Genomic DNA, 23640 nt, shown 5'->3' with positions numbered 1-23640 from the left:
TCTTATTTCCAATGTGTTCCTGCCCTGAACGCGTTACAAGAAGTTTGCCAGCACGGCCAAACTTCTTGTTTCTGCCCTCTTAACACACCTGCCCGCTATGTATCAAGCTTCCCCCACTGTGGTTGGCCCGCCGCTCGTGCTAGGCGTCTCGCTAACCCTTGCCCAGTACCAGAAGTGTCTGGCACCCCCACCCGAAGTTAGCAGTACCCGAACCGTCGAGCTGCGCATCGACCCGACCTTGGACTTGGTATACCTCGCCGAGACAACCTTGCCGGGGTCCTTGCCGCTGTTGCGCGGCCTCAATCAGGCCCATGTTGCCGGGGTTAAGCTTCAGGCCGCGCGGCTGCAATTGCTCGAAGACGCTCCTTGCACGGCCCGACGTCACCAACCTTCTCTGATGGTGTTAGAAGAAGGCCACTGCTTCATTACCGCCGCCGATGTAAAGGTGCCCGTTGCCTCATTTGGGCGGCAGCACCTCCGGCGTTCCTTCGTTAACATGGAGGTGAACAGCAACGTCAATTTGCTCGATTACCTTCTGACCGATTGGTTCACCGTTGAGCTATCGGGTACGCTCCGGCGACGCTTGGTTAAGGCCATGTCGCTGAGTATGAGTCTGGAGTTTGAAGTGCAAGGGAGCCGGAGGGCGCTGGCGTAGGGTAATACGCAAAACGGGCCGTTCCGCGGTGGCGAAACGGCCCGAATGATGGCAGAAGGGGAGGCGGAATAACTAGTCGGCGCCGTGAATGGCGTTGGTTTTCTTGCAGCATTCCGGCAGCCGGTCGTACGCCTTGGCGTTGGCGGTTTGCTGGTCGGCATCGTAGCCGGTGGCTGCCACGGCCGCCCGCAGTGCGTCGGGGGTGGTTTTGCCGGCGCGGTACTGCACCGTGAGCATCTGCGTGGGTACATCAAGCACCGCCGACTGCACACCCTTTTCGTAGGCCATGGCTTTTTCGAGGCGCGTTTTGCACATGTCGCACACCGCTGAGGTCTTGATTTGAACCTGCTCGGCGGCGGTTTTGGCTTTGGGAGCGGCTTCCTGGGCTTGGGTTACGTGGGCCGAAAACAAGGCACCGAAAGCAAAGGTCAGAATGCGGAGAAATTTCATTGGGAAAAGGTAAAAAGAGAAAGTTGAGGTAAGGAGAAATGCGGTCAATAAACGCGCTATTCCAAGCGAAAACGTACGCCCACGTAGGTTAAACGCCCGTAGACCGGGCCCCAGTTCATGGCCGCATCAAAATTAGGGCCGAACGGTGTAGCGGCCCCTTCAATGGGGTTGCGCTGGCGGTAATCGGTGAGGTTTTCTACGCCTACGTACACGTCCAAACGCTTGAACGCCCGGGTAAGCTGGGTATTGAGCAAGGCAAAGCGCGGGCTGTAGCTAAGCACCTGCCCCGCGCTGTGCGACTCATGCCCCTGGCCGTGGGTGAAAATGCGGCGGCCGTAGCCCTGCACCGTGAGGTCGGCACGCCACTTGTCGAAAGCGGTGGCGTAGCTTATGTTGCCAAACAGGCGGTTTTTGGGTACGAGCGGCCGGGGCAACAATCCGGTTTCGTAGGAGGTGCGCACGTCCAGCCATTTGTAAGCCGCCTTGGCTTGCAGGCCTTTTACCGGCTCTACCTGCACTTCGGCCTGGAAGCTGCGCGAAAACGAGCGGCCGTTCAGGTTGCTAAAGAGCAGGGCACTACTCGACGCGAAAGGATCGGCTACCACCTGGTTCTGGAACACGGTATGGTAATAATCGGCCACGAAGGTGGCTTGCCGCCCCGCCACCCGGAAATACTGCGTGAGGCTGCCGCCCACGTTCCAGGCCCGCTCGGGCTGCAGGTTGGGGTCGAGGGCGAACTGTCGGCTGCTCACGAGCATACCCGCGTTTTCGGCAATGGGGTTGGCTACGCGGTAACCGCGGCCGGCGGCCAGGCGCGCAATGGTATTGGCCGTAGCGTCGTACTTCAGGTTCAGGCGCGGCGTCAGAAACCAGCCGTAGAGGTTGTGGTAATCGGCGCGGGCCCCGGCCACCAGGGTTAGGTTGCGCGCGTTCTGGTAGGTGTATTCGGCAAAGGCGCCGGGCACGCTTTCGGTGCGGGCACGCCGCTCGCGCTGGCGTTGCTGTTCGGGCGTTTCGGCGCGGTAGCCGGTGCGCAAAAACTCCTCGTAGGCATCGTACTGGTAGCTGGCACCCAGGCGGTACACGTGCGAGGTGTTGCCAATGGCGCTTTGAAACAGCAGCGTGGCCAGGCCAGTTTGCTGGTTGCCGTCGTACTGGCGTTGGGGGCGTAGCGTGTTATGGTGCTGATTTATGACTTCAAACGGCACGCCGTACTCGCTGCCGCCGTAGGCCGATTTAAACTGGTGGCTGGTGCCCGACAGCAGCAAACCCAGGCTTTGGTAGGGCTTGGTAGGCCAGGTGTAAGAGGTTTTGCTGTACGCCGTATAGCGGTTCGTTTCCTGCGTGATGCCGTAGCCAGGATTGCCAGCCTCGCCGCTACGGAAACCGACCTGGCCGCCCTGGCGCGTTTCGCGCAGGGCACCCACTGCCAGCTCGCTCACCCACGCCGTGCCCGATTTGTACTTCCACTTGTTCAGCAAGTTGTACTGCGTAGCCAGCGGCAAATCCAGGAAACCGTCGCCGTTACGGTCGATGCGGTTGCCCAGGTGGTCGGCGTGCAGCAGTAGCGCCGTGCTCAGCTTAGGCGTGAAGCGCGCCGAGGTATTCACGTTCACGTCGTATTTGCCGAAGTCGTTCACGTACGCGTTCAGCAGTAGCTGGTCGGTCTGGTCCGGGTCCTTCAGGCGCACGTTCACCTGCCCCGAAATCGACTCGTAGCCGTTCACCACCGAGCCCATGCCCTTAATGATGTCGATGCCCTCGATCCAGGGGCCGGCCAGGTAGTTGAGGCGGTAAGGCGTGCTCAGACCGCGCAGGGCCGGCAGGTTGTCCACCGTCAGCAGCGAGTAAGCCCCATCGAGGCCCAGCAGCTGAATCTGCTTGGCGCCGGAAGCCGCATCGGAGGTCGAAACTTCCACCGAAGCATTGGTTTCGAAGCTTTCGGCCAGGTTGCAGCAGGCCGACTTGGTGAGGTCCTGGCTGCTGATAACCTGCGTGTGGGTGGGCGTAAGGGCCGAATAGCTCAGGGCCCGGCCTTCCACTTTCACTTCCTGCAGTTCAGAGGTGCCACGCAGAGCCACGCGCACGTAGGCCGCGGCGGCTACGGTATCGGCCCGGTAGCCAAGGGCGTTGATAATCAGGCGGCCATCGGTGGCTGTGACCGGGCGGGGGAGGGCAAAAATGCCCTTGGCATCGGTAGTGCCTGCGGCATTGGTGCCCAGCCAGCGCACCACGGCGCCGGGCAGTGGTGCGCGGCTAGCGGCGTCGGTTATCTCGCCGCGTACGGGAGCCGTAGCCGATTGGGACCAGGCCGTTAAGGGGCTGGTCCACAAGCCGCTAAAAGCTAGCAGTGGCAGCCAGCCGGCTACGCGGCCCGAATGAAAAGATTGCATGGGGTCAGTAAGTTAAAGCTCTTTCGAAGGAAAGCGTAGCCCAATTGGGCGCACGCAATGCAGCACGCTTCCGGACGAAGAACCCAGGAAGCTGCGCAGGAAAGAGTTTAACCTAGACGACGAGCGTACACACAAACGCCAGCAAAGCCCGGCCCGCTCGGGGCGGTGGCGAGGCGTCGGCGGCATGCAGCACAAGCTGGTTTGAGGCCGCTAACACCGGCGCGGGGGCAGGCGACCACACCGCCGGCGCGGGCACGATGGCCACCAGAGTGGGTAAAGCAACCTTTGCAAAGTGGCCGCTGGCCGGCGGGTCTACTTTTTTGTGGTCGGCACTGAATTCGCAGCACTCATCGTCAGCGGCAGCTGCTTTGGCTGCGGTTTGCTTGCACGCGCCAGCTTTGGTTGCAGGCTGCGCACAACCGTGATGCGGCGTAAGCACTACCGCCCGTTGCGTCTTGCCGCTGAGGTTGCAGGTATGCTGCTGCACCGTGAGGCCCACCGATGCGGTGAGTACCAGCAGGGCCAGCCACAAGCTGAACAGGCGTACAACCAACGAGTGCTTTTTCACGAGGCAAAGATATGTCAGGAATGGCAACGGGCGAGTACAGAATTAAGCTCGAAACCGTGCATGGTATGGTTGTAGCAGGCGACTATTTCTGCTGCTGCCATTTTGTCAAACCCTGAGTTGGTTCTACCACCTTTTTCCCACCCGACTAGTAAAGTGCTAAAAAATCGGCCTCAGTTCATTCAGAAGGCCGTTTTTAAAGGTGGTAGAAAATGGTAAAAGGTGGTGACCTTTTGAGGCAGGTTGCGTACTTTTGCTTACCGACCCTGTGCCTACCTCCCTCGGCTGATCCTTTTGACCATGCACCTGCTCTCCGGCGAATACGACTGCAAGCTTGACCCGAAGGGGCGACTTGTGCTGCCGGCTAAGGTCAAAGGTAACTTGCCGGAAGGCTCCGGCAATCAGCTTATTTTGGTCCGGGGCTTCGAGCCCTGCCTGGTGCTGTACCCGCGTGCTGCCTGGGCCGTTATTCACGACAAGGTGATGGCGCTGGACGAATTCAACGAAGAGTACCGGCAGTTTCAGCGCAACTTTTTCCGGGGCATGACGGAAGTCGAATTCGATTCCATCGGCCGCTTTGGCTTGCCGGGTTCTATGCGCCGCTACGCCGGTATCGAGAAGGAGGCCATCATCGTGGGCTTGGGCAACCGCTGCGAAATCTGGGACCCCACGCGCTACGACGAATACCTGATTAAAGACCAGCAGAGCTTCTCTAAACTGGCCCAGAAGTTTTTGACCACCGAAACACCGTCCGCTGGGGCGACCCAGGCCGCATGAGCATGGCGCCCGATACTTCCTACCACCGGCCCGTAATGCTGGCCGAATGCCTGGAAGCGCTGCAACTGCGCCCCGATGGCCGCTACGTGGACGTCACCTTTGGTGGCGGTGGCCACTCGGCAGCTATTCTGGAACAGCTCGGCCCGAAGGGCCACCTCTACGCCTTCGATCAGGATGCTGATGCCGAGGAGCAAGCCCAAAAGCTCATCCGCGGGCCCTTCGGCGACCGGTTTACCTTCATTCGCGCCAACTTCAGTCAGTTGCACGCCGAACTTGAAAACCGCAACGTACGCGGCGTAGACGGCTTATTGGCCGATTTGGGCGTTTCCTCGCACCAATTCGATACCCCTGAGCGCGGTTTCTCCACCCGCTTCGACGGGCCGCTGGACATGCGCATGAACCCCGAGGAGGGCCAGTCGGCTGCCGATGTGGTGGCACAGTACTCGGAGGCCGAGCTGCACCGCATTTTTGGTATGTACGGCGAGGTAACCAACGCCCGCACCCTGGCCCGCACGCTGGTACAGGCGCGCAATGCGCAGGCTATTGAGACTATTGCCGACCTGAAAAAGGCCATCCAGAGCTGCGTGGCGCGCGGCAAGGAAAACAAGTATTTAGCGCAGGTCTTTCAGGCACTGCGGCTGGAAGTGAACGATGAAATGGGCGTGCTACAGGCCTTGCTCACGCAAACGGCGCAGGTGCTGCGGCCGGGCGGACGGCTGGTGGTTATGTCGTACCATTCCCTGGAGGACCGGCTGGTGAAGAACTACATCGGTCAGGGCAAGTTCTTCGGTGAGGCCGAGAAGGATCTGTTTGGCAACGTGCAGCGGCCTTTTGAATCGGTAACGCGCAAGCCGGTAACGGCTTCCGAGGAAGAGCTGAAGCTCAACAACCGGGCTCGTTCGGCAAAGCTGCGAGTGGCCGAACGCAACACTTTAGACGCGAAACCCGATGGCCGTTAACACCCTACGTCCGCCCGCGGGGGCCGCACGCCAAAACACGCCGCGCGAAGTAGCCCCGCCCGAACCGCAGCCGCAGGCTACGGAACCGCAGGCCGCGCCCGAGCCGGAAAAGCCCCGTAAGCCGCGGAAGCAGTCGTCGTGGAGCATTTTCTCGCTGATGGAAAGCGTGATGCGCATGGACGGGCTGTTCCGCGACGGCGTGCCCGTGCGTTTTCTGCCGCACATCCTGTTCGTGATGCTCTTGATTCTGCTCTACATCGGTAACACGCACTACGCGGCCCGCATGAACCGCAGCATTCAGAAGCTGAAAACCGAAACCGAAGACCTGCGCGCCGACTACACCACTTTGAAGTCGGACTACATGGAGGCCAGCAAGCAGAGCGAGGTAGCCCGCAAAGTGGCCGCCTATGGTCTGATGGAAAGTTCCTCGCCGCCGTTCCGCATTACCATTCCGGCCGGCGAACTGGACGAGGAGGAACTGGCGCGCATGCCGCTGCAAACCAGCGACTCGCTGGCCGTGGCCCGCGTAGCTTCCGCCGATTCGGCTACCGCGGTTTTCATGCGCACCGATTCCCTGGCGAAAGTGCAGGAGCGCAAGGAAGCCAACGCCGCACGGGCCGCCAAAAGCGGCAGCAAGTCGGGCGTAGCGGCTAAGAAAACCAGCACCTCCACTGCAAAACCCGCCGCCAAGAAGGGCGCCAAGAATTCTTCCGCCACCTCCACCAAGCGCAGCAACTAGCCGATGGCCACGATGAAGCAGGGCAGCGTTAAAAAATCCATTGTAACCCGAGTGCGGCTCGCCTTTTTGGGCGTGCTCCTGTTTTCGTGCGCTATCGTCTGGAAAATTCAGCGCATTCAGTACGTGGAAGGGGAGAAGTGGCGGGCCCTGGAGCAGGAGCGCCGCATTGTGTACCAGCCGGTGCGCGCCACGCGGGGCAACATTTTCTCCGATAACGAAAGCATTATGGCTACCTCGCTGCCCTTTTTCCGGGTGGCCTGGGACCCTTCGGTGGTGAGCAAGGAAACGTTCGAAAGCCACGTTGATTCGTTGGCCATTGAGTTGTCGCGCTTTTTTGGCGACCGAAGCGTGCAGGACTACCGCCGCAAACTCAAAAACGCCTACAACGCCAAGCCGCAGGTGCGCTACCTGCGCCTAAACTCGCGGCAAATCAACTTCCAGGAGAAAAAGCTGCTGGCTACCTGGCCCATTTTCCGGGCCGGCAAGAACAAGGGCGGCGTCATTTTCGAGAAAGTGGACAAACGATTCCGGCCGTTTGGCGGGCTGGCGCAACGCACCATTGGCTTCGTGAACGAGGAGCAGCACGGCGCCGGTCTGGAATACACATTTAATGGCCAACTGGCCGGTAAAGACGGCGAGGCGCTGTTCGAGCGCCTGCCCGGCGGCCTCAAGCCCGTGTACGACGGCTCCGAAGTGAAGCCCCTGGCTGGTTACGACATCAAGACCACGCTCGACATTAACCTGCAGGACGTAGCCGAAAATGCCTTGCTCCGCAGCCTCATCGACAACAACGCGCAGTACGGCACGGTGATTTTGATGGAGGTAAAAACCGGCGAAATCAAGGCCGTAGCCAACCTGGGCAAAGTGGCCGACGGCGAGTACCGTGAGGATTACAACTACGCCATTGCCGACCAGGGCCGTACCGAGCCGGGCTCGACCTTTAAACTGGCCTCCATGATGGCCTTGTTTGAGGACAACCCCGATCTGGACCTGAACGACACGGTGAATACCGGCCGCTCGGGCTCCATGAAAATTGCCGGCGCCGTGAAAACCGATTCGCACCCGTACGGCCGCATTTCGGTGCAGCAGGTGTTTGAGAAGTCCTCGAACATTGGCGTGGCCAAGTTGGTGAACGACCATTTCACCGCTGAACCCAGCAAGTACACCGACTACCTCAAGAAGTTTGGCTTGCATCAGCCGCTGGGCTTCCAGATGTCGGGTGAGGCCAAGCCCTACGTGAAAGACCCCAACGACCGTTCCTGGAGCCGCACCTCGCTCAGCACCATGAGCATCGGCTACGAGCTGAAGCTTGCCCCGCTGCAAACCCTGGCCTTTTACAACGCCGTGGCCAACGGCGGCGTGAAGGTGCAGCCCATGATTGTGAAGGAAATCAAGCAGGCCGATAAGGTACTGGAGCGTTTCGAGACGAAAGTGCTGAACCCCCAAATCTGCTCCGAAGCCACCGTGGCCAAGCTGCGCGCCATGATGGAAGGCGTGGTGGAACACGGCACGGCCCGCGGTATTCGCACGCCCGATTACTCCATTGCGGGTAAAACCGGCACGGCCTGGAAATTCAAGAACGGCCGCTACACCAAAACCTACTCCACCAGCTTCTGCGGCTACTTCCCGGCCGACCGGCCCAAGTACAGCTGTATTGTGGTGGTGGACTCGCCCAAGAACGGCCGCATTTACGGCGCCGACGTAGCCGCCCCGGTATTCCGCGAAGTGGCCGACAAAGCCATGGCCCGCGACCAAGCCAGCCAGCGCCCCTTGCTGGCCCGTACGCCCAATAAAACCCTGGTGCCCTCGGCCCACGCCGGCTTGCAGGATGAGTTGCTGCTCGTGTGCAACCGCCTCGGCGTGAGCAACCACCCGGCCGGCGCCGAAGACTGGGTGCGCGCCGATACGCAAGGCAGTGCCGTACGCTGGAAACCCGTGGCCGACCGCCGCGGCCGCATGCCCGATGTAACCGGCCTCACCCGCCGCGACGCACTGTTCCTGCTCGAAAACCGCGGTTTGCACGTGCGCACCATTGGCATGGGACGGGTTTCGCGGCAGTCGTTGCCGGTAGGCATGCCGGTGCAACGCGGCGCCGTGGTTATGCTGGAACTGCAAGATCCTACCGTGGTGGCCAAAGCCGCCGTGCCGGTATTGCCTTACGCGCCGCCCAAACCCAGCGTAGCGCCCGAACCCACGGTAATTCCCGAGCCGGTGTCGCCCTCGGGCCAACCCATTGCGCGGCCGGAGCAGGCGCTGTTCCCGGGCCAGAAGCCCGCTAAACCGAAATCGGCCGCCGCGCAACCGGCCCCGAAATCGAAATCGGGCCGCCGCGCCTAGTTTCCTTCTTTGACTTTCTCGCAGACTTTTTGCCCTTGACTCCGCAGCAATCCGCCCCTACGCACCGCCTTTCCGACCTGCTGGCCGCCGTAACCGTGCGCGAGCAGCAAGGCCCCGCCGACGCTACTATCAGCGGCCTGACGCTTGATTCGCGGCAGGCAGCCCCGGGTATGGTTTTCTTCGCTTTGCGTGGCGTGCAGGCCGATGGGCACCAATTCATTCCGAAAGCCGTGGAACAGGGCGCCGCCGTAGTGGTGTGCGAAGAACCCCCTTTCGAGCTGAACGCGCAGGTGACCTATTTGCTGGTGCAAGACAGCGCCGAGGCTATGGGTCACATGGCTGCCGCCTTTTATGGGCACCCATCCAAGAAACTGCAACTGGTAGGCGTAACCGGTACCAACGGCAAAACCACCGTGGCTACGCTGCTGCACAAGCTGTTCACCGAGCGCGGCTACAAATGCGGCTTGCTTTCCACGGTGCAAAACCAGATCGGTAGCGAAGTAATACCGGCCACCCACACCACACCCGATGCCATTCGGCTGAACGAGCTGCTGGCGCGCATGGTAACGCAGCGCTGCACCCACGCCTTTATGGAGGTCAGCTCGCACGCCGTGGCGCAGCACCGCGTCACGGGCCTGCACTTTGCGGGCGGTATCTTCACCAACCTCAGCCACGACCACCTCGACTACCACGGCACTTTCGACAACTACCTGAAGGCCAAAAAGGGCTTCTTCGATATGTTGCCGAAATCGGCCTTCGCCCTCACCAACGCCGATGACAAGCGCGGCGCGGTGATGCTGCAAAACACCAAGGCCCGCAAAGCCAACTACTCCATGCGCGGCCAGGCCACGGTGCGCGGCCGCTTGGTGGAAAACGGGGTAGAGGGTTTGCAGCTGGAAGTAGACGACCGGGAAGTGCAGTTTCGCTTGATTGGCGTGTTCAATGCCTACAATCTGCTGGCCGTGTACGGTGCCGCCACGCTTCTGGGCGAAGACGCGGAGGAAACCCTCACCGTGTTGTCGGGACTGACCTCGGCGCCGGGCCGCTTCGAGCCCATTGTGTCGCCGCGCAAGCGCGTGACCGGCATTGTGGACTACGCCCACACGCCCGACGCGCTGGAAAACGTGCTGCAAACCATTGCCGATATCCGCCGGCCCGAGCAGAACGTGATTACCGTAGTGGGCTGCGGCGGCAACCGCGACGCCGCCAAGCGCCCCGTGATGGCCGAACTGGCCGCCCGCCTGTCGGACCGCGCCGTGCTTACCTCCGACAATCCGCGCTTCGAAGACCCCAATGAGATTCTGCGCCAGATGCAAGCCGGCGTGCGCCCCACCGATGCGGGCAAAAGCCTGATGATTCCCGACCGCCGCGAAGCCATTAAGACCGCCTGCGCCCTGGCTCGCCCCGGCGACATTGTGCTGGTAGCTGGCAAAGGCCACGAAACCTACCAGGAAGTTCAGGGGCAGCGCAGCCCGTTCGACGACCGTGAAGTGCTGAAAGAAGCTTTTGAACTGCTGAGTCTGTAAGCCGACAAACACAAAAAACACCGAAAACACAACGTTTGACCTGACCCCAAAAAGCCGAAACTTTGCCTTTTACAACGCACTGAACCGGCTGCCTGACTGATGCTGTATTACTTCTTTGATTTTTTGCACCGCCACTACAACGTTCCCGGCACCGGGGTGTTCCAATACACCTCGTTTCGGGCCGCTTTGGCCGTGGTTACGTCGCTCATTATTGCGCAGCTGTTTGGTAAACGGCTGATTGCCATTTTGCAGCGCAAGCAAATCGGGGAAGGCATCCGCGACTTGGGCCTGCAGGGACAAATGGAGAAGAAAGGTACTCCCACCATGGGCGGCCTGATCATTCTGCTGGCCATTCTGGTGCCCACGCTGCTCTTCGCCAAGCTCGACAACACCTACATCATTCTGATGATCCTGTCCACGGTGTGGTTGGGGCTGATCGGGTTCATTGATGACTACATCAAAGTCGTAAAGAAGGACAAGGAAGGTTTGGCCGGGCGGTTTAAGATGCTGGGCCAGATTGGTTTGGGGCTCACGGTGGGCTGGGTGCTGTTTTTCAGCCACGACGTTACCGTGCGCCAGTACCTGCTGCCCAACGGCCAGTTTTCGGCCGTGGACGCCAGCAAGGTGTACCAGGACGTGAAGCTGATGATTACCACAATTCCCTTCGCCAAAAACAACGAGCTGAACTACGGCGACCTGTTTGCCAACGCCGGCTCGTTTTTCAACGAGTACTACGCCTTCTTCTACATTCCCATCGTGATTTTCATCATCACGGCGGTATCGAACGGCGCGAACATCACCGACGGCCTCGACGGGCTGGCGGCCGGCACTTCGGCCATCATTGGGCTTACGCTGGCCATTTTTGCCTTCGTTTCGGGTAACGCCGTGCTGGCCGACTACCTCGACATCATGTTCATTCCGAATGTGGGCGAGCTGGTAATCTTCTGTACCGCTTTTGTGGGAGCCTGCATCGGGTTTTTGTGGTACAACTCGTACCCGGCGCAGGTATTCATGGGCGACACTGGCTCGTTGGCCATCGGCGGTATTATTGCTGTGTTGGCCCTCATTGTGCGCAAGGAGCTGCTGATTCCGGTGCTCTGCGGAGTGTTTCTGATCGAGAACCTGTCGGTAATCGTGCAGGTGAGCTACTTCAAATACACCCGCCGCAAGTACGGCGAAGGCCGCCGTTTGCTGCGCATGTCGCCGCTGCACCACCACTACCAGAAACTGGGTTACCACGAGTCCAAAATCGTGTCGCGGTTCTGGATTGTGGGCATCATGCTGGCCGTTATTACCCTCGTAACCCTTAAGCTGCGCTAAGCCATGAACGCTACGGAAGGCAAAAAACTAGTGGTGCTGGGCGCCGGCGAGAGTGGGGTGGGGGCGGCCTTGCTTGCCAAGGTTAAAGGGTACGACGTACTCGTGTCCGACGGCGGCGTGCTGAAGCCGGTTTACAAGGAGAAGCTGGAAAAGGCTGGCATTCGGTACGAAGAAGGTGCCCACTCGATGGAGGAAATCCTGCGTGCCGATGAGGTAGTGAAAAGTCCTGGTATTCCGGAAAAAGCCGAAATCATGCAGGCCATTCGCGCCAAGGGCATTTCAGTTATTTCCGAAATCGACCTGGCCAGCCGCTACACCAAGGCCCAAAGCATTGGCATTACCGGCACCAACGGCAAAACCACCACCACGCTGCTCACTTACCACTTGCTGAAGGAAGCTGGCTTTAACGTGGGCCTGGCCGGTAACGTGGGTTATTCCTTCGCCGAGCAGGTAATTGCCGATGAGCATGACTGGTACGTGCTGGAGCTAAGCTCCTTTCAGCTCGACGACACCCACGACTACACGCCAACCGTGGCGGTGTTGCTCAACATCACACCCGACCACCTCGACCGGTACGATTACTCGCTGGAAAAGTACGCCCAGTCCAAGCTGCGCCTCACCCGAAACCTGGACAGCAGTAGCTACTTCGTGTACAACGCCGACGACGAGGTAATTCAGCGCGAGTACCAATCGGTGTTCGTGGATACCAACGACCTACCGTTTAGCCTGCAAACGCAGCCTCATGTACGGTGCGCGGCCTTGTACCGCTCCGAAAGCGTACTGCGCCTGGAAGTGCCGGAAGTGCAGGACGAGCCCGAGGAAGTAGACATCAGCCGTTCGCCTCTTATCGGTCAGCACAACCGCCAGAACCTGGCCGCTGCCATTCTCGCCGCCCGCGTGGCTGGCGTAACGGTAGAGCAGATTGAAGCTGCGCTGCCCACCTTCCGGAACGCCGACCACCGCCTGCAGCCCGTGGGCGACATCGGTGGCGTGCGCTTTATCAACGATTCCAAGGCTACCAACGTGGAGGCCGCCTGGTTTGCGCTGGATGGCGTGAAGGCGCCCATCGTCTGGATTGCCGGCGGCACCGACAAAGGCAACGATTACACCACGCTGCAGCCGCTGGCCGAGCAGAAAGTAAAGGCCCTCATCTGCCTCGGCGTAGACAACACCAAACTGCGTACCGCCTTCGAAAGCAAAGTGCCGCAGCTAGAGGAAACGCAATCGGTGGTGGAAGCCGTGCGCCGCGCCCAGGAGCTAGCCGCGCCCGGCGATGTGGTGCTGCTCTCACCCGCCTGCGCCTCCTTCGACCTGTTCAAGAACTACGAGGACCGCGGCCGGCAATTTGCCCAAGCGGTAGAGAGTCTGACGCTGAAATAACTGTAATAGCCACCAGCCCATTTCATCATGTCAACGACTGCCTTCGTCGAATATGCCCAGCAACTCGCTGACTCCGGACTGGAGCCGGGGGCTATTGTGGCCGCGCTGAAGAAGGCAGGAGCACGCCAGCTACAGACTGTCTTTGCCCTAAGAAAGGTGCTGGACTGTGCGCTGCCGGAAGCTGATAACTTGGTGCTTAACCACCCCGCGTGGACAGAGCACCTGGAGGACATCCTCCAATACCGGAACCAGGTTTGGGACGCGTTGGAGCAGGCTGCCGACCAGGTTGAGTACAGCTCCGATGGGCAATTGAAGCTTACTTGGAATTTGTCGGAAGAAGAATAGCAGAAGCAGTTTAAACGAAACACACCCATGGAACCCGTTAAAATCTGGCTGGAGAAGAACCTGAAAGGGGACCCCGTCTTGTGGGGCATCGTGCTGCTGTTTTCGTTTATCTCCATTGCGGTGGTGTACTCGGCTACGGGCACGCTGGCTTACAAGAAGATGGGCGGCAACACCGAGTACTTCCTCATCAAGCACACCGGCCTGATTGGGGTAGGGTTGTTCTTCGCGTGGCTGGCCCACCGCATCGACTACCGGCACTACTCGCGCCTGTCGCTCTACGCCCTCCTGATTTCGGTGCCGCTGCTGATTTTCACCTACTTCGTGGGCGGCACCACGGTGAACGACGCCTCGCGCTGGCTGACGATTCCCGTTATCAACCAAACCTTCCAGCCCTCTGACTTGGCCAAGCTGGCGCTGATTTCGCACTTGGCATCCATGCTGAGCCGCCGGCAGCAGTACATCGAAAACTTTCGCACCACGCTGCTGCCCGTGCTGCTGTGGGTGGGCGTTATCTGCGGCATTATCATTCTGTCGAACGCTTCCACGGCGCTGCTGCTGTTCTTCACCTGCTTGCTGCTGATGTTCATTGGCCGGGTGCCCATGAAGTACATCCTGCTCACCATCCTCATTGGCGTAACGCTGGGCGGCGTGGCCCTCACGCTGGGCCAGCGCTGGGGCACGGTGCAGAAGCGTATTGAATCGTTTACCGACAAATCAAAGCCGCTGCCGTTCCAGTTGGAGCACTCCATGATTGCCATTGCCAGCGGCGGCCCCGTAGGCAAAGGCCCCGGCAACAGCACCGAGCGCAATATTCTGCCCCACCCGTATTCCGACTTTATCTACGCCATCATCATCGAGGAATACGGTATGGCCGGCGGTGTCGCAGTGCTCTTCCTTTACCTCGCCTTCCTGTACCGCGGTCTGCTCACCGTAATGCGAAGTTACGGGGCCTTCGGCGGCCTGCTTTCGGCGGGCCTGAGCTTCAGTTTAGTGCTACAAGCCATGGTAAACATGGGCGTAGCCGTAGGTCTCGGTCCCATTACCGGTTTGCCGCTGCCGATGCTGAGCATGGGCGGTACCTCACTCATTTTCACCGGCATCAGCATCGGGATTATCCTGAGCGTGAGTCGCGGAGAGCGAGAAATACGCCCCATGGCCGGTGAACCCGACGATGCGCCGCGCATTCCCAAACAAGCCGCTTACGCTTAATCCAATTCGGCTCACCGCAGCACGAATACCAACAGTAGATTAGAACCAATGCCCGACCAGGCCCACCATATCGAGCCAAACCTCCAAGCCAGCTGCCGCGTCGTGATTAGCGGCGGGGGCACGGGCGGGCATATTTTTCCGGCCGTGGCCATTGCCAACGAGCTACGTCGCCGCCGCCCCGATGCCGACATCCTGTTTGTGGGTGCCAACGGCCGCATGGAAATGACGCGCGTGCCCGAAGCCGGCTACCGCATTGTGGGCCTGAATATTTCCGGTCTGCAGCGCCGGCTCACGCCCGAAAACCTGCTCTTCCCGCTAAAGGTGTTCCGCTCGGTACGGAAAGCCGGCGAGCTGCTCGAAACTTTCCGGCCCGATGCCGTGGTGGGCGTGGGTGGCTATGCCTCGGCCCCGGTGTTGCTGGCTGCTACTTCGCGCGCTATTCCGGCGCTGATTCAGGAGCAAAACTCGTATGCTGGCCTCGTAAACAAGCTGCTGGCTCGCCGCGTCGACCGCGTGTGCGTGGCTTACGAAGGCATGGAGAAGTTCTTTCCCGCCGATAAGCTCACCATCACCGGCAACCCCGTGCGTGCCGAAATTGCTGACGGCGACCGGACCGAAGCGCTTCAGTTCTTTAATCTTGACCCGACACGCCCTGTGCTGTTGGTAGTAGGCGGTAGCCTTGGTGCCCGCACGCTCAACCAAGCCACGGCTGCAGCTTTAACACGCTTGAAAGAAGCCGGCGTTCAGTTGCTTTGGCAAACCGGTAAGTTGTATTACCCAACCGCCCAAGAACAAGCCGCACCCTTCGCGGCCGACAACCTGTATGCCCACGAGTTCATTCGCCGTATGGATCTGGCTTACGCCGCCGCCGATGTGGTCATCAGCCGTGCTGGTGCCTTGTCCGTATCGGAGTTGTGCCTGACGGGCAAGCCCTGTGTGTTGGTTCCCTCGCCCAACGTAGCCGAAGACCATCAGACCAAAAACGCGCTGGCCCTTTCCACGCGCGGTGCAGCCCTACAGGTGTCAGACGCTGAAGCAGCGCAGAAGCTGTACGACGTGGCATTGGCCCTGCTGACCGATAAAGAGCAGCAGCAAAAGCTTCAGCAGAACATTCGCCCGCTGGCCCGCCCCGATGCTACCCGCGACATTGTGGACCAGCTCGAAGTGCTTATTCAACGCCGCCAAGCGGCCTCCGTTCGATGAATCCGGTAGCGCAGTTTCCCTACGTCTACTTCCTCGGCATTGGCGGCATTGGTATGTCGGCGCTGGCGCGTTGGTTTCGCGCCAACGGCCACCGGGTATGGGGCTACGACAAAACCCGCACGCCCCTGACCGAAGCGCTGGAAGCCGAAGGCATTCAGGTGCATTACGCCGACGCGGTGGAGCACATTGCGCCCGAAGTGCGCGAGAATAAGGAAAAGACGCTGGTAGTTCTCACGCCCGCCATTCCGAAAAACCACCAGGAATGGGCGTGGCTGCAGGAGCAGAATTACGACATTCGGAAGCGCAGCCAAGTGCTGGGCTTGCTTACGGCCGGCCGCCGCACTGTGGCCGTGGCCGGCACCCACGGCAAAACCACCACCAGCAGCATGGTGGCGCATCTGCTGCATCATGCCGGTGTACCGGCCGGAGCATTTCTGGGCGGCATCTCAGTGAACCTGGGCTCCAACATGCTCCTGCCTCCGACGCAGGAAGAACTGGCAACGGCCAACTCGCCCCTGACAACTGCCGAAGTGCCCATAGTGGTGGAAGCCGACGAGTACGACCGCAGCTTCTTGACCCTGCACCCCGATGTGGCCATCGTGACCAGCACCGACGCCGACCACCTGGATATTTATGGCGAGCAATCGGCGCTGGTGGAATCGTTCCGGCAGTTCGTTGGGCAGATCAAGCCTGGAGGTACGCTGCTGCTCAACCATACCGCCGACCAAACCCTGGCCGATGCGGTGCAGCCCGGCGTGCGCGTAATGCATTATGGTCTCACAGCGGAGCAAGGCCCGGAACTGCACGCTTCGGAGTTGAAGCCTCAAGGTCATCAGTTTCATTTCACGCTGCACGGGCCGCAAGGCACTGTGCCGGGGCTGGAGTTGGCCGTCCCGGGTTTCCACAACGTGGAGAATATGCTGGCCGCTGCCGCCGCCGCGCAGGCAGTAGGCCTGTCAACTGAAAAGCTGGCCGATGCCGTAGCGGCTTACCGCGGCGTGAAGCGGCGCTTCGAGTTTGTGGTGACCCAGGGCGCCGACCACGCCTACCTCGACGACTACGCTCATCACCCGCGCGAAATCGATGCGTTTCTGCGTTCCGTGCGGGCGCTGTACCCTGGCAAGCGGCTGCGCGTTATTTTTCAGCCACACCTCTACACCCGCACCCGCGACTTCGTGGCCGGTTTTGCCGAAAGCCTAAGCTTGGCCGACGAAGTTTTTTTACTGGATATCTACCCGGCCCGCGAATTACCCATTGAGGGCGTTTCGTCGGAACTCATTCTGCATCAGCTAACGGCCCCGCGCACGGCTTTGCTCAGCAAAGAACGCGTGCTGGAAACCGCAGCGTCCGACGACAACTTCGATGTGCTGGCTACCGTAGGGGCCGGAGACATCGACCAACTCGTCCCGGAATTGAAAAAAATCTTGCACCGGAAGTGGTATGGCGCTGAAGCGTAAGGCAAAAAATGTACTTTTCATTGTCGGAAGCATTCTGATGCTTTCTGGCTTGTCGGTGTTTGCTGCGGTGCGGCAGGCGCAGCGCCCAGTTAGGCGTGTTATCGTCACCATCGGCAACGAATTCAATAACTTTTTCATCAGCGAACAGCAAGTGACGAGCCTGCTCACGCGTAACGGCAACCAGCGCCTGGTGGGCGCAAATCCGCAGAACTTAGATCTGCGGACGCTGGAGCGGCGACTCGAAACACACCCTTTCGTACGCGACGCCCAGGTGTACCGCGACCTAGCCGGCAACCTGCACGCCGATGTGCGCCAGAACCGCCCCATTGCCCGCCTCGCTCATTCCGATTCGCGGCAGGACGAATACCTCGATGCCAACGGGCAGGCTCTGCCACTGTCAGCATTGTATTCGGCCCGCGTGGTGCCTATTACCAAACTGAACGGGCAACCCCTTGAAGCCGAATTTTTTCAGGACTCAACCGGCCGCCGGTATTTGGATTTTCTGCGCTATATAGACGAGCATCCTTTTTGGCATGCGCAGGTAGCGGAAGTATTTATTTCGCCCAAGGGGAAATTAATTTTCACGCAGCAAGTAGGAGACCAGCGAGTTGAATTTGGATTTCCTGAGAATATTTCGGAGAAATTTGCGAAACTCATGGTATTTTACCGCCAAATTCCGCCAGCACTCGGATGGGACACGTACCACCGCGTGAATGTGGAATTCGAGAACCAGATAATTTGCGAATAACGGCGCCGTTAAATCACCTGATTTACCGGCCTTTCGGCCTGCATACTCCATCACAACGCACACACCGCATTACCCCCGCCAGCCTCAACTTCCCATGCAGCACGATAAGATTGTAGTCGGCCTCGACATTGGTACCACCAAAATCTGCGCCTTGGTGGGCCGCAAAAATGAGTTTGGCAAACTCGAAATACTGGGCATGGGTAAAGCCGTGTCCGAAGGCGTGGTGCGTGGTATTGTTTCCAATATCGACAAGACCGTAGACGCTATTAAACGCGCCATTCGCCAGGCCGAAGAACAGTCCGGAATTAATATCGGCATTGTCAATGTGGGCATTGCCGGTCAACATATTAAGTCGTTGCAACACAACGGCTCGATTACCCGCGCCTCGGCCGATAGCGAAATCACGCACGACGACGTGAGCCGCTTGACCAACGATATGTACCGGCTGGTAACTCCGCCCGGCTCCGAAATTATTCACGTAATGCCCCAGGATTACAAGGTGGATTACGAGGAAAATATCATGGACCCGGTGGGCATGTCGGGCGTGCGTTTGGAAGGCAACTTCCACATCATTACCGCCCAAAGCACGGCCATTAATAACATCCACAAGTGTGTTACCAAGGCCGGACTGGAAATCGACAACCTGATTCTGGAGCCGCTAGCGTCCAGCATGTCGGTGCTGAGCGACGAAGAGAAGGAAGCCGGTGTAGCCCTGATTGATATTGGCGGCGGTACTACCGACCTGGCCATTTTCAAAGATGGCATCATTCGTCACGCGGCGGTGCTGCCCTTCGGTGGTAACATCATTACTTCTGATATTAAGCAGGGCTGCCTGGTGATGCAAAACCAGGCCGAGCAACTGAAGACCAAGTTCGGCAAAGCCATAGCCGAAGAGGCCTCGGAATACGAAATCGTGAGCATTCCGGGCCTGCGCGACCGGGCTCCCAAGGAAATCAGCCTGAAAAACCTGGCCTACATCATTGAGGCCCGGATGGAGGAAATCCTGGAGCTGGTGTACGCCGAGATTCAGCGCACGGGCTACGACAAGAGCCTGGCCGCCGGGATTGTGCTGACGGGCGGTGGCGCGCAGCTTCAGAACCTGGTGCAGCTCACCGAGTACATCATGGGCATGGACACGCGCATTGGTTACCCGAACGAGCACTTGGGTAAGTCGCGCATCGAGGCGGTTAAGTCGCCCATGTACGCTACCACGGTGGGCCTCGTGCTGGCCGGCTACCGCTCCCTCGACGAGCGGGGCATGCGCCTGCATCACGACGAGCAACCCTCGGTACGTGCCAACGAAGCTCCGGCTCGTTCCACGCAAACCACTTCTGGCCCGGCCCAACAGCAGCCGGCGCAACCCAAGAAGCCCTCGGCGGCCGGCAACTTCTTCCGCGACATCCTGACGCGTACGAAGGGCCTGCTCATTGACGATTTCGACGACAAACAGTACTAGGCAAGCTGTTAGCTTTTAGCTATTAGCTGTTAGTTTCGGAACTTAGCGAAACAAACGGCCGATAGTTAAAAGCCAGCACAAGAAGCTAACCGCTAACAGCCAACAGCTAACAGCTCGACCACATGGATTTCAAATTCGATATTACGCCCCAGGGCAAGTCCATCATCAAGGTGATTGGCGTGGGCGGCGGCGGCTCCAACGCCGTGAACCACATGTTCGCCCAAGGCATCAAGGACGTGGAGTTCATCATTTGCAACACCGACAAGCAGGCGTTGCAAAGCAGCACCGTGCCTAACCGGCTGCAGATAGGAGTGGACCTTACCGAGGGCCTCGGGGCCGGAGCAAACCCCGAACGGGGCAAGCAGGCCGCTATCGAGAGCCGCGAGCAAATTCGCGAGCTGCTCAGCAACGGTACTAAGATGGTGTTCATCACAGCCGGTATGGGCGGTGGTACGGGCACCGGTGCAGCACCGGTTATTGCCAAAGTGGCCAAGGAACTCGGTATTCTTACCGTGGGTATTGTAACGGCGCCGTTCATGTTTGAGGGCCGCCGCAAGCGCCAGCAGGCCGAGCAGGGCATTCGTGACCTGAGCGAGAACTGCGATACGGTGCTGGTTATCCTCAACGACAAGCTGCGCGAGATGTACGGCAACCTGCCCATCCGCTCGGCTTTCGCCAAGGCCGACAACGTGCTGAGCACCGCCGCCAAATCCATCGCCGAAATCATTACCGTGACTGCCGATGTGAACGTGGACTTTGAAGACGTGAAAACCGTCATGAAGGACTCGGGTGCCGCCGTTATGGGCTCGGCCATTACCGAGGGCGAAAGCCGCGCCCGCCGCGCTGCCGAAGAGTCCTTGGCTTCGCCGTTGCTCAACAACACCGATATTCACGGCGCGCAGAAAATTCTGCTCTCCATCATGTCGGGTGACCAAGCCGAGCTGGAAATGGACGAACTCACGGAAATTACGGAGTACATCCAGGACAAAGCCGGTCAGGACGCCGAAGTGATTTTCGGTCACGGCATCGACCCCACGCTGGGCCAGAGCATTCGGGTAACGGTTATTGCCACGGGTTTCGCCCACGAAGGTCACAGCATCACGCAGCCCTTCGTGCTGAAAGACCAGGAACCCGAAGCTGCACCGGTAGTAACGGCCGATCCGCAGATCAATCTGTTCGACAAAGACCGTCAGGGCCCAGTTACGCCGCAGCCGGTAGTGGCCGGTCCGGTGGTGGTAGCTGCTCCCGTGGCTGCGGTTGAGTATCCGCCCGTGGTGGCTGGCCCGGTGGTAACGCCGGCGCCGATGCCCGAAGCACCCAAAGTCACGTACGAGCTGGAGCAGTCGGCTTCGCCGTTCGTACCGCCAACTGTATTCCCCCCGTCGCCCGCACCGGAGCCGCAGGTAGTGCACCAGGCTCCCATCGCGCCTACGCAGTCGCGCCAGGCACTGGATGCCCGTGCTGAGGAGCGCCGCCGTCGGTTGATGGACCTGAGTAATGGTTTGTCGAACGATGCGGTGAAAGAGCAGCTGGAAGTGCCGGCTTACCTGCGCCGCCAGGTGAAACTGGAAAACGTGCAGCCTTCGTCGGAGCGCAACATCTCGCGCTTTAACCTCTCAGATGACAACGAACTGCTCGGCGACAACCGCTTCCTGCACGATAACGTGGACTAAGCAGCTCGTCTGCCGATTAAGCAAAGACCCCGTCTGCATGTGCAGATGGGGTCTTTTCTTTTTTCTAGGTTGAGTACCGCTTACTATGTTAGGGAATCAGTGAAAGGCAAGCGTTACTAAAGCACAGCTTTCGAACTTAGCGGTACGCGTAGCCCATTTGCCTTACCAAAGGCTTTTCTACGGCAAAATGGATGGCAATGGCTAGCAACTGCAGTAGCAGAAAGCACACCAACAGGTTCGTAGTTACATGTAAGCGTAGCCAGTGATGAACCGGACCCATGTGGATGAGCAGGAAAACGTAAGCAGTTCGGCCCAGAAGCTGAAGTATGCGGGTTCCCAGCAGCTTCTGCAGCAGCGACTTTTCTGTGAGAAGCCCCCATATCAACAGTGCTGCGCCAATAGGCCGTAAGCCGTTGTGCAGCACTGTTCCGAGATAGGCCTCGTAGCCGCCCAATTGCGCATGGCGCGCACTTGCAAGCAAGGCCAAAACAGCCACCAGCCCTATAACGCCCATTAGGGTAGCCGCCGGCCAGTGTTTCTGAGTGGAAACAGCATTGTCACGGCTTCGGTACCACGCAGCGAGTTGCAAGCCCAGCAGTAGCTCAAAGCACCGGCCGAAAATGGTGGCTTGCCACACAAATCCGAAGTTCCCAAGTATTAAACCCGGCTCCAGAGGTAGCAAGCGAGCGGCAAGTACTGCTACAGCGCCACAGCCCAGCAATACCGGCAACCACCACCAGCGTGGCCCAAACGCAGGGCGTCGCAGAATTAACCACGGCATGAGCAAGTAAAAGCAAGCCTCAACCGTTAGCGCCCATCCCTGGGAAAGCCCACTGAGGAGGTACTTATCGGAAAAACCTCGTAGCAGCGAAATATTTAGCAGGTATTCGGTCCAGCTGAAACCGCCGGTTTGGGTGGCTTGCAACAGCAGTGCCGCGGTAGTCAGCAGGAAATAGAGCGGGTAAATGCGGGCAAAGCGTTTGCGCAGAAAGCCTTTGGGCCAACCCGGCCGTGGCAGCGCCGCAACTGCCGGGGCGTATTGCATGCCAATGAGCAAGCCGCTCAGCACGAAGAAAATGGTTTGCCCAGTATAGTTTTCGTTGGCCAGTGCGGGTATAACCGTACCGAAACGGGGGCCGCTAAAAGGCTTAAAATGATAACTGAAAACCAGCCACGCCGCCAAGGCCCGCAGGCCGGTAAGGGCAGGCTGGTAAAAAGCAGCGGTTGGCTGCACAACACAAACAGATAGGGCAGAGGAGGGAGCCGCAAACACGCGCCGAAGATAGCGCTACCTTAGTTTGGCGCCGCAAAACGCGGGTCGTTGACGAAGGTGGAATCGGTGAGGGTGCGCAGGAACGCAATAATCTGGCGCTTCTCGTCGGGCGTGAGCCGCATGCGGCCGCTGGGGTGGTTGGGGCTCGACGCGAGCGAAACATCCAGGTTGGGGCTTTGCAGCTGCAGGTTGTCGCTGTAGTGGTCTAGCACTTGCTCTAGGGTCTGGAAACGGCCGTCGTGCATGTAAGGAGCGGTCAGAGCCACATTGCGCAAGCTCGGCGCTTTAAATTTCCCCATGTCCGACGCCAGCCCCGTAACCCGGCCCCGGCCCGCATCGGTAAACGTAAGATCGAGGCCGTTATTGAAGAACTGGCCACGCGGGCTGCTTAGGGTGGGGGTTACGTGGCAATGAAAGCACTCGGCCCCGCGCACGCCCGGCACCGCATGGGTGTTAAACAGGATCATGCCCTTTTCTTCATCAGAGCCGGGAAGAATGCCGGTGCGGTTCAGCAGGTACTGGTCGTAACGCGAGTTGCCCGACACCATGGTGCGCTCAAATTGCGCCAAGGCTTTCAGCACATTGTCCTCGGTGATGGTAGATGAGCCGAAGGCCTTGCGGAACATCGGGGGGTATTTGGCCAGTTGCTGCAGCTTGCGCACGCCCGCGGCAAGGGACTGGTGCATTTCCAGCGGATTCTCGATGGGCGTACGGGCTTGTTGCTCCAAGCGGGTATCGGCGCCGTCCCAGGTAAAGTGGGTGTCCCAAATGATGTTGGCCAGCCCCATGGTATTGCGGGGGTGCGGCTGTCTGCCGTCGGCCCCCAAGGCACGGGCCCGACCGTCGGTAAAGGCTTTGCTTTGCTGGTGGCAAGAGCCGCACGATTGCGTGCCGTTGCCCGAAAGCTGCTTCTCGTAGAACAAGTGACGGCCCAACTCTACACCTTCTACCGTTAGCGGATTGTCGGGTGTGTCGGGAATAGCTGGAAAAAAGCGGTTTGGTCGCACTAACGCATAAGGCGTTGTGGGGGGTACCGGGCCTTCCGCTTCTACGTCTTTGTCAGGCTTGCAGGCGGTTAGTAGGCATACACCGGCTACTAGCCAGGTAAGATTTCCTCGGCGAAACCAACGGAAGTGAAACACAGACAAAAACAGGTAGAGGTGTGGGAGCGAGCT

Annotated in this window: 20 protein-coding genes; 15 read left to right on the top strand and 5 right to left on the bottom strand. The window is 59.4% G+C overall.

The features are described from left to right. Positions 1-97: 97 nt before the first annotated feature. Positions 98-655 carry a hypothetical protein gene (locus ABD903_RS10850; RefSeq protein WP_345224092.1) on the top strand — a complete coding sequence of 186 codons (558 nt, stop codon included), beginning with the start codon at positions 98-100 and terminating at the stop codon, positions 653-655. A 72-nt stretch (positions 656-727) separates the two neighbouring features. Here ABD903_RS10850 and ABD903_RS10845 read toward each other — a convergent pair whose 3' ends face one another. The 3 genes from ABD903_RS10845 to ABD903_RS10835 form a co-directional block, all read right to left on the bottom strand. Beyond that, a complete protein-coding gene (locus ABD903_RS10845) occupies positions 728-1105 on the bottom strand; it encodes a heavy-metal-associated domain-containing protein (protein ID WP_345224090.1) in 378 nt (125 codons plus the stop codon). Positions 1106-1161: 56 nt separating this feature from the next. Continuing rightward, a complete protein-coding gene (locus ABD903_RS10840) occupies positions 1162-3498 on the bottom strand; it encodes a TonB-dependent receptor (RefSeq protein ID WP_345224089.1) in 2337 nt (778 codons plus the stop codon). A 112-nt stretch (positions 3499-3610) separates the two neighbouring features. Beyond that, a complete protein-coding gene (locus ABD903_RS10835; protein ID WP_345224087.1) occupies positions 3611-4066 on the bottom strand; it encodes an HYC_CC_PP family protein in 456 nt (151 codons plus the stop codon). 297 nt (positions 4067-4363) lie between these two features. Between ABD903_RS10835 and mraZ the strand changes: the two genes are divergently transcribed. The 14 genes from mraZ to ftsZ all read left to right on the top strand — a co-directional run bounded on the left by mraZ (position 4364) and on the right by ftsZ (position 21192). Next, on the top strand, positions 4364-4840 hold the full coding sequence (gene mraZ / locus ABD903_RS10830) for a division/cell wall cluster transcriptional repressor MraZ (protein ID WP_345224086.1): 477 nt from the start codon (positions 4364-4366) through the stop codon (positions 4838-4840). A 2-nt stretch (positions 4841-4842) separates the two neighbouring features. Next, the gene (gene rsmH, locus ABD903_RS10825) at positions 4843-5799 is read left to right on the top strand and encodes a 16S rRNA (cytosine(1402)-N(4))-methyltransferase RsmH (protein ID WP_345224084.1); all 957 of its coding nucleotides are present in this window, start codon (positions 4843-4845) and stop codon (positions 5797-5799) included. Then, positions 5789-6538 (top strand): FtsL-like putative cell division protein, encoded by a 750-nt coding sequence (locus ABD903_RS10820; RefSeq protein ID WP_345224082.1) that lies wholly within the window; start codon positions 5789-5791, stop codon positions 6536-6538. The genes rsmH and ABD903_RS10820 overlap by 11 nt, the downstream gene beginning before the upstream one ends. Positions 6539-6541: 3 nt before the next feature. Beyond that, entirely contained in the window at positions 6542-8875 is a 2334-nt protein-coding gene (locus ABD903_RS10815) for a penicillin-binding transpeptidase domain-containing protein (RefSeq protein ID WP_345224080.1), read from the top strand. A 35-nt stretch (positions 8876-8910) separates the two neighbouring features. Further along, positions 8911-10401 carry a UDP-N-acetylmuramoyl-L-alanyl-D-glutamate--2,6-diaminopimelate ligase gene (locus tag ABD903_RS10810; RefSeq protein WP_425555454.1) on the top strand — a complete coding sequence of 497 codons (1491 nt, stop codon included), beginning with the start codon at positions 8911-8913 and terminating at the stop codon, positions 10399-10401. 99 nt (positions 10402-10500) lie between these two features. Continuing rightward, on the top strand, positions 10501-11721 hold the full coding sequence (mraY, locus tag ABD903_RS10805; RefSeq protein ID WP_345224078.1) for a phospho-N-acetylmuramoyl-pentapeptide-transferase: 1221 nt from the start codon (positions 10501-10503) through the stop codon (positions 11719-11721). Between the two features lie 3 nt (positions 11722-11724). Beyond that, positions 11725-13101, top strand: a complete 1377-nt coding sequence (gene murD, locus ABD903_RS10800; RefSeq protein WP_345224077.1) for a UDP-N-acetylmuramoyl-L-alanine--D-glutamate ligase — start codon at positions 11725-11727, stop codon at positions 13099-13101. A gap of 27 nt (positions 13102-13128) precedes the next feature. Beyond that, on the top strand, positions 13129-13446 hold the full coding sequence (locus ABD903_RS10795; protein ID WP_345224075.1) for a hypothetical protein: 318 nt from the start codon (positions 13129-13131) through the stop codon (positions 13444-13446). Positions 13447-13473: 27 nt separating this feature from the next. After that, complete coding sequence (locus ABD903_RS10790) at positions 13474-14655, top strand: FtsW/RodA/SpoVE family cell cycle protein (protein ID WP_345224073.1); 1182 nt, start codon at positions 13474-13476, stop codon at positions 14653-14655. Between the two features lie 48 nt (positions 14656-14703). Further along, positions 14704-15858, top strand: a complete 1155-nt coding sequence (murG, locus tag ABD903_RS10785) for an undecaprenyldiphospho-muramoylpentapeptide beta-N-acetylglucosaminyltransferase (RefSeq protein ID WP_345224071.1) — start codon at positions 14704-14706, stop codon at positions 15856-15858. Next, positions 15855-17315, top strand: a complete 1461-nt coding sequence (gene murC, locus ABD903_RS10780) for a UDP-N-acetylmuramate--L-alanine ligase (protein ID WP_345224069.1) — start codon at positions 15855-15857, stop codon at positions 17313-17315. Before murG ends, murC begins: the two co-directional genes overlap by 4 nt. Positions 17316-17352: 37 nt before the next feature. Further along, positions 17353-18063: a cell division protein FtsQ/DivIB gene (locus tag ABD903_RS10775; RefSeq protein ID WP_345224067.1), complete on the top strand. Its 711-nt coding sequence runs from the start codon at positions 17353-17355 to the stop codon at positions 18061-18063. Positions 18064-18157: 94 nt separating this feature from the next. Then, a complete protein-coding gene (gene ftsA / locus ABD903_RS10770; protein WP_345224065.1) occupies positions 18158-19519 on the top strand; it encodes a cell division protein FtsA in 1362 nt (453 codons plus the stop codon). 122 nt (positions 19520-19641) lie between these two features. Continuing rightward, a complete protein-coding gene (gene ftsZ, locus ABD903_RS10765; RefSeq protein ID WP_345224063.1) occupies positions 19642-21192 on the top strand; it encodes a cell division protein FtsZ in 1551 nt (516 codons plus the stop codon). A 136-nt stretch (positions 21193-21328) separates the two neighbouring features. On the opposite strand, the gene ABD903_RS10760 is transcribed toward ftsZ, so the two are convergent. Together ABD903_RS10760 and ABD903_RS10755 are read right to left on the bottom strand one after the other, a co-directional pair. Further along, positions 21329-22426, bottom strand: a complete 1098-nt coding sequence (locus ABD903_RS10760) for an acyltransferase family protein (RefSeq protein WP_345224061.1) — start codon at positions 22424-22426, stop codon at positions 21329-21331. Between the two features lie 59 nt (positions 22427-22485). Beyond that, positions 22486-23607, bottom strand: coding sequence for a cytochrome-c peroxidase (locus ABD903_RS10755; protein WP_345224059.1), 1122 nt, complete (start codon positions 23605-23607; stop codon positions 22486-22488). Positions 23608-23640 lie beyond the last annotated feature (33 nt).

This window comes from Hymenobacter koreensis, from assembly GCF_039541855.1.
GTDB lineage: Bacteria > Bacteroidota > Bacteroidia > Cytophagales > Hymenobacteraceae > Solirubrum > Solirubrum koreensis.
The sequence above is the reverse complement of the archived record's forward strand: the minus strand, read 5'-3'. Positions and strand labels throughout refer to the sequence as shown.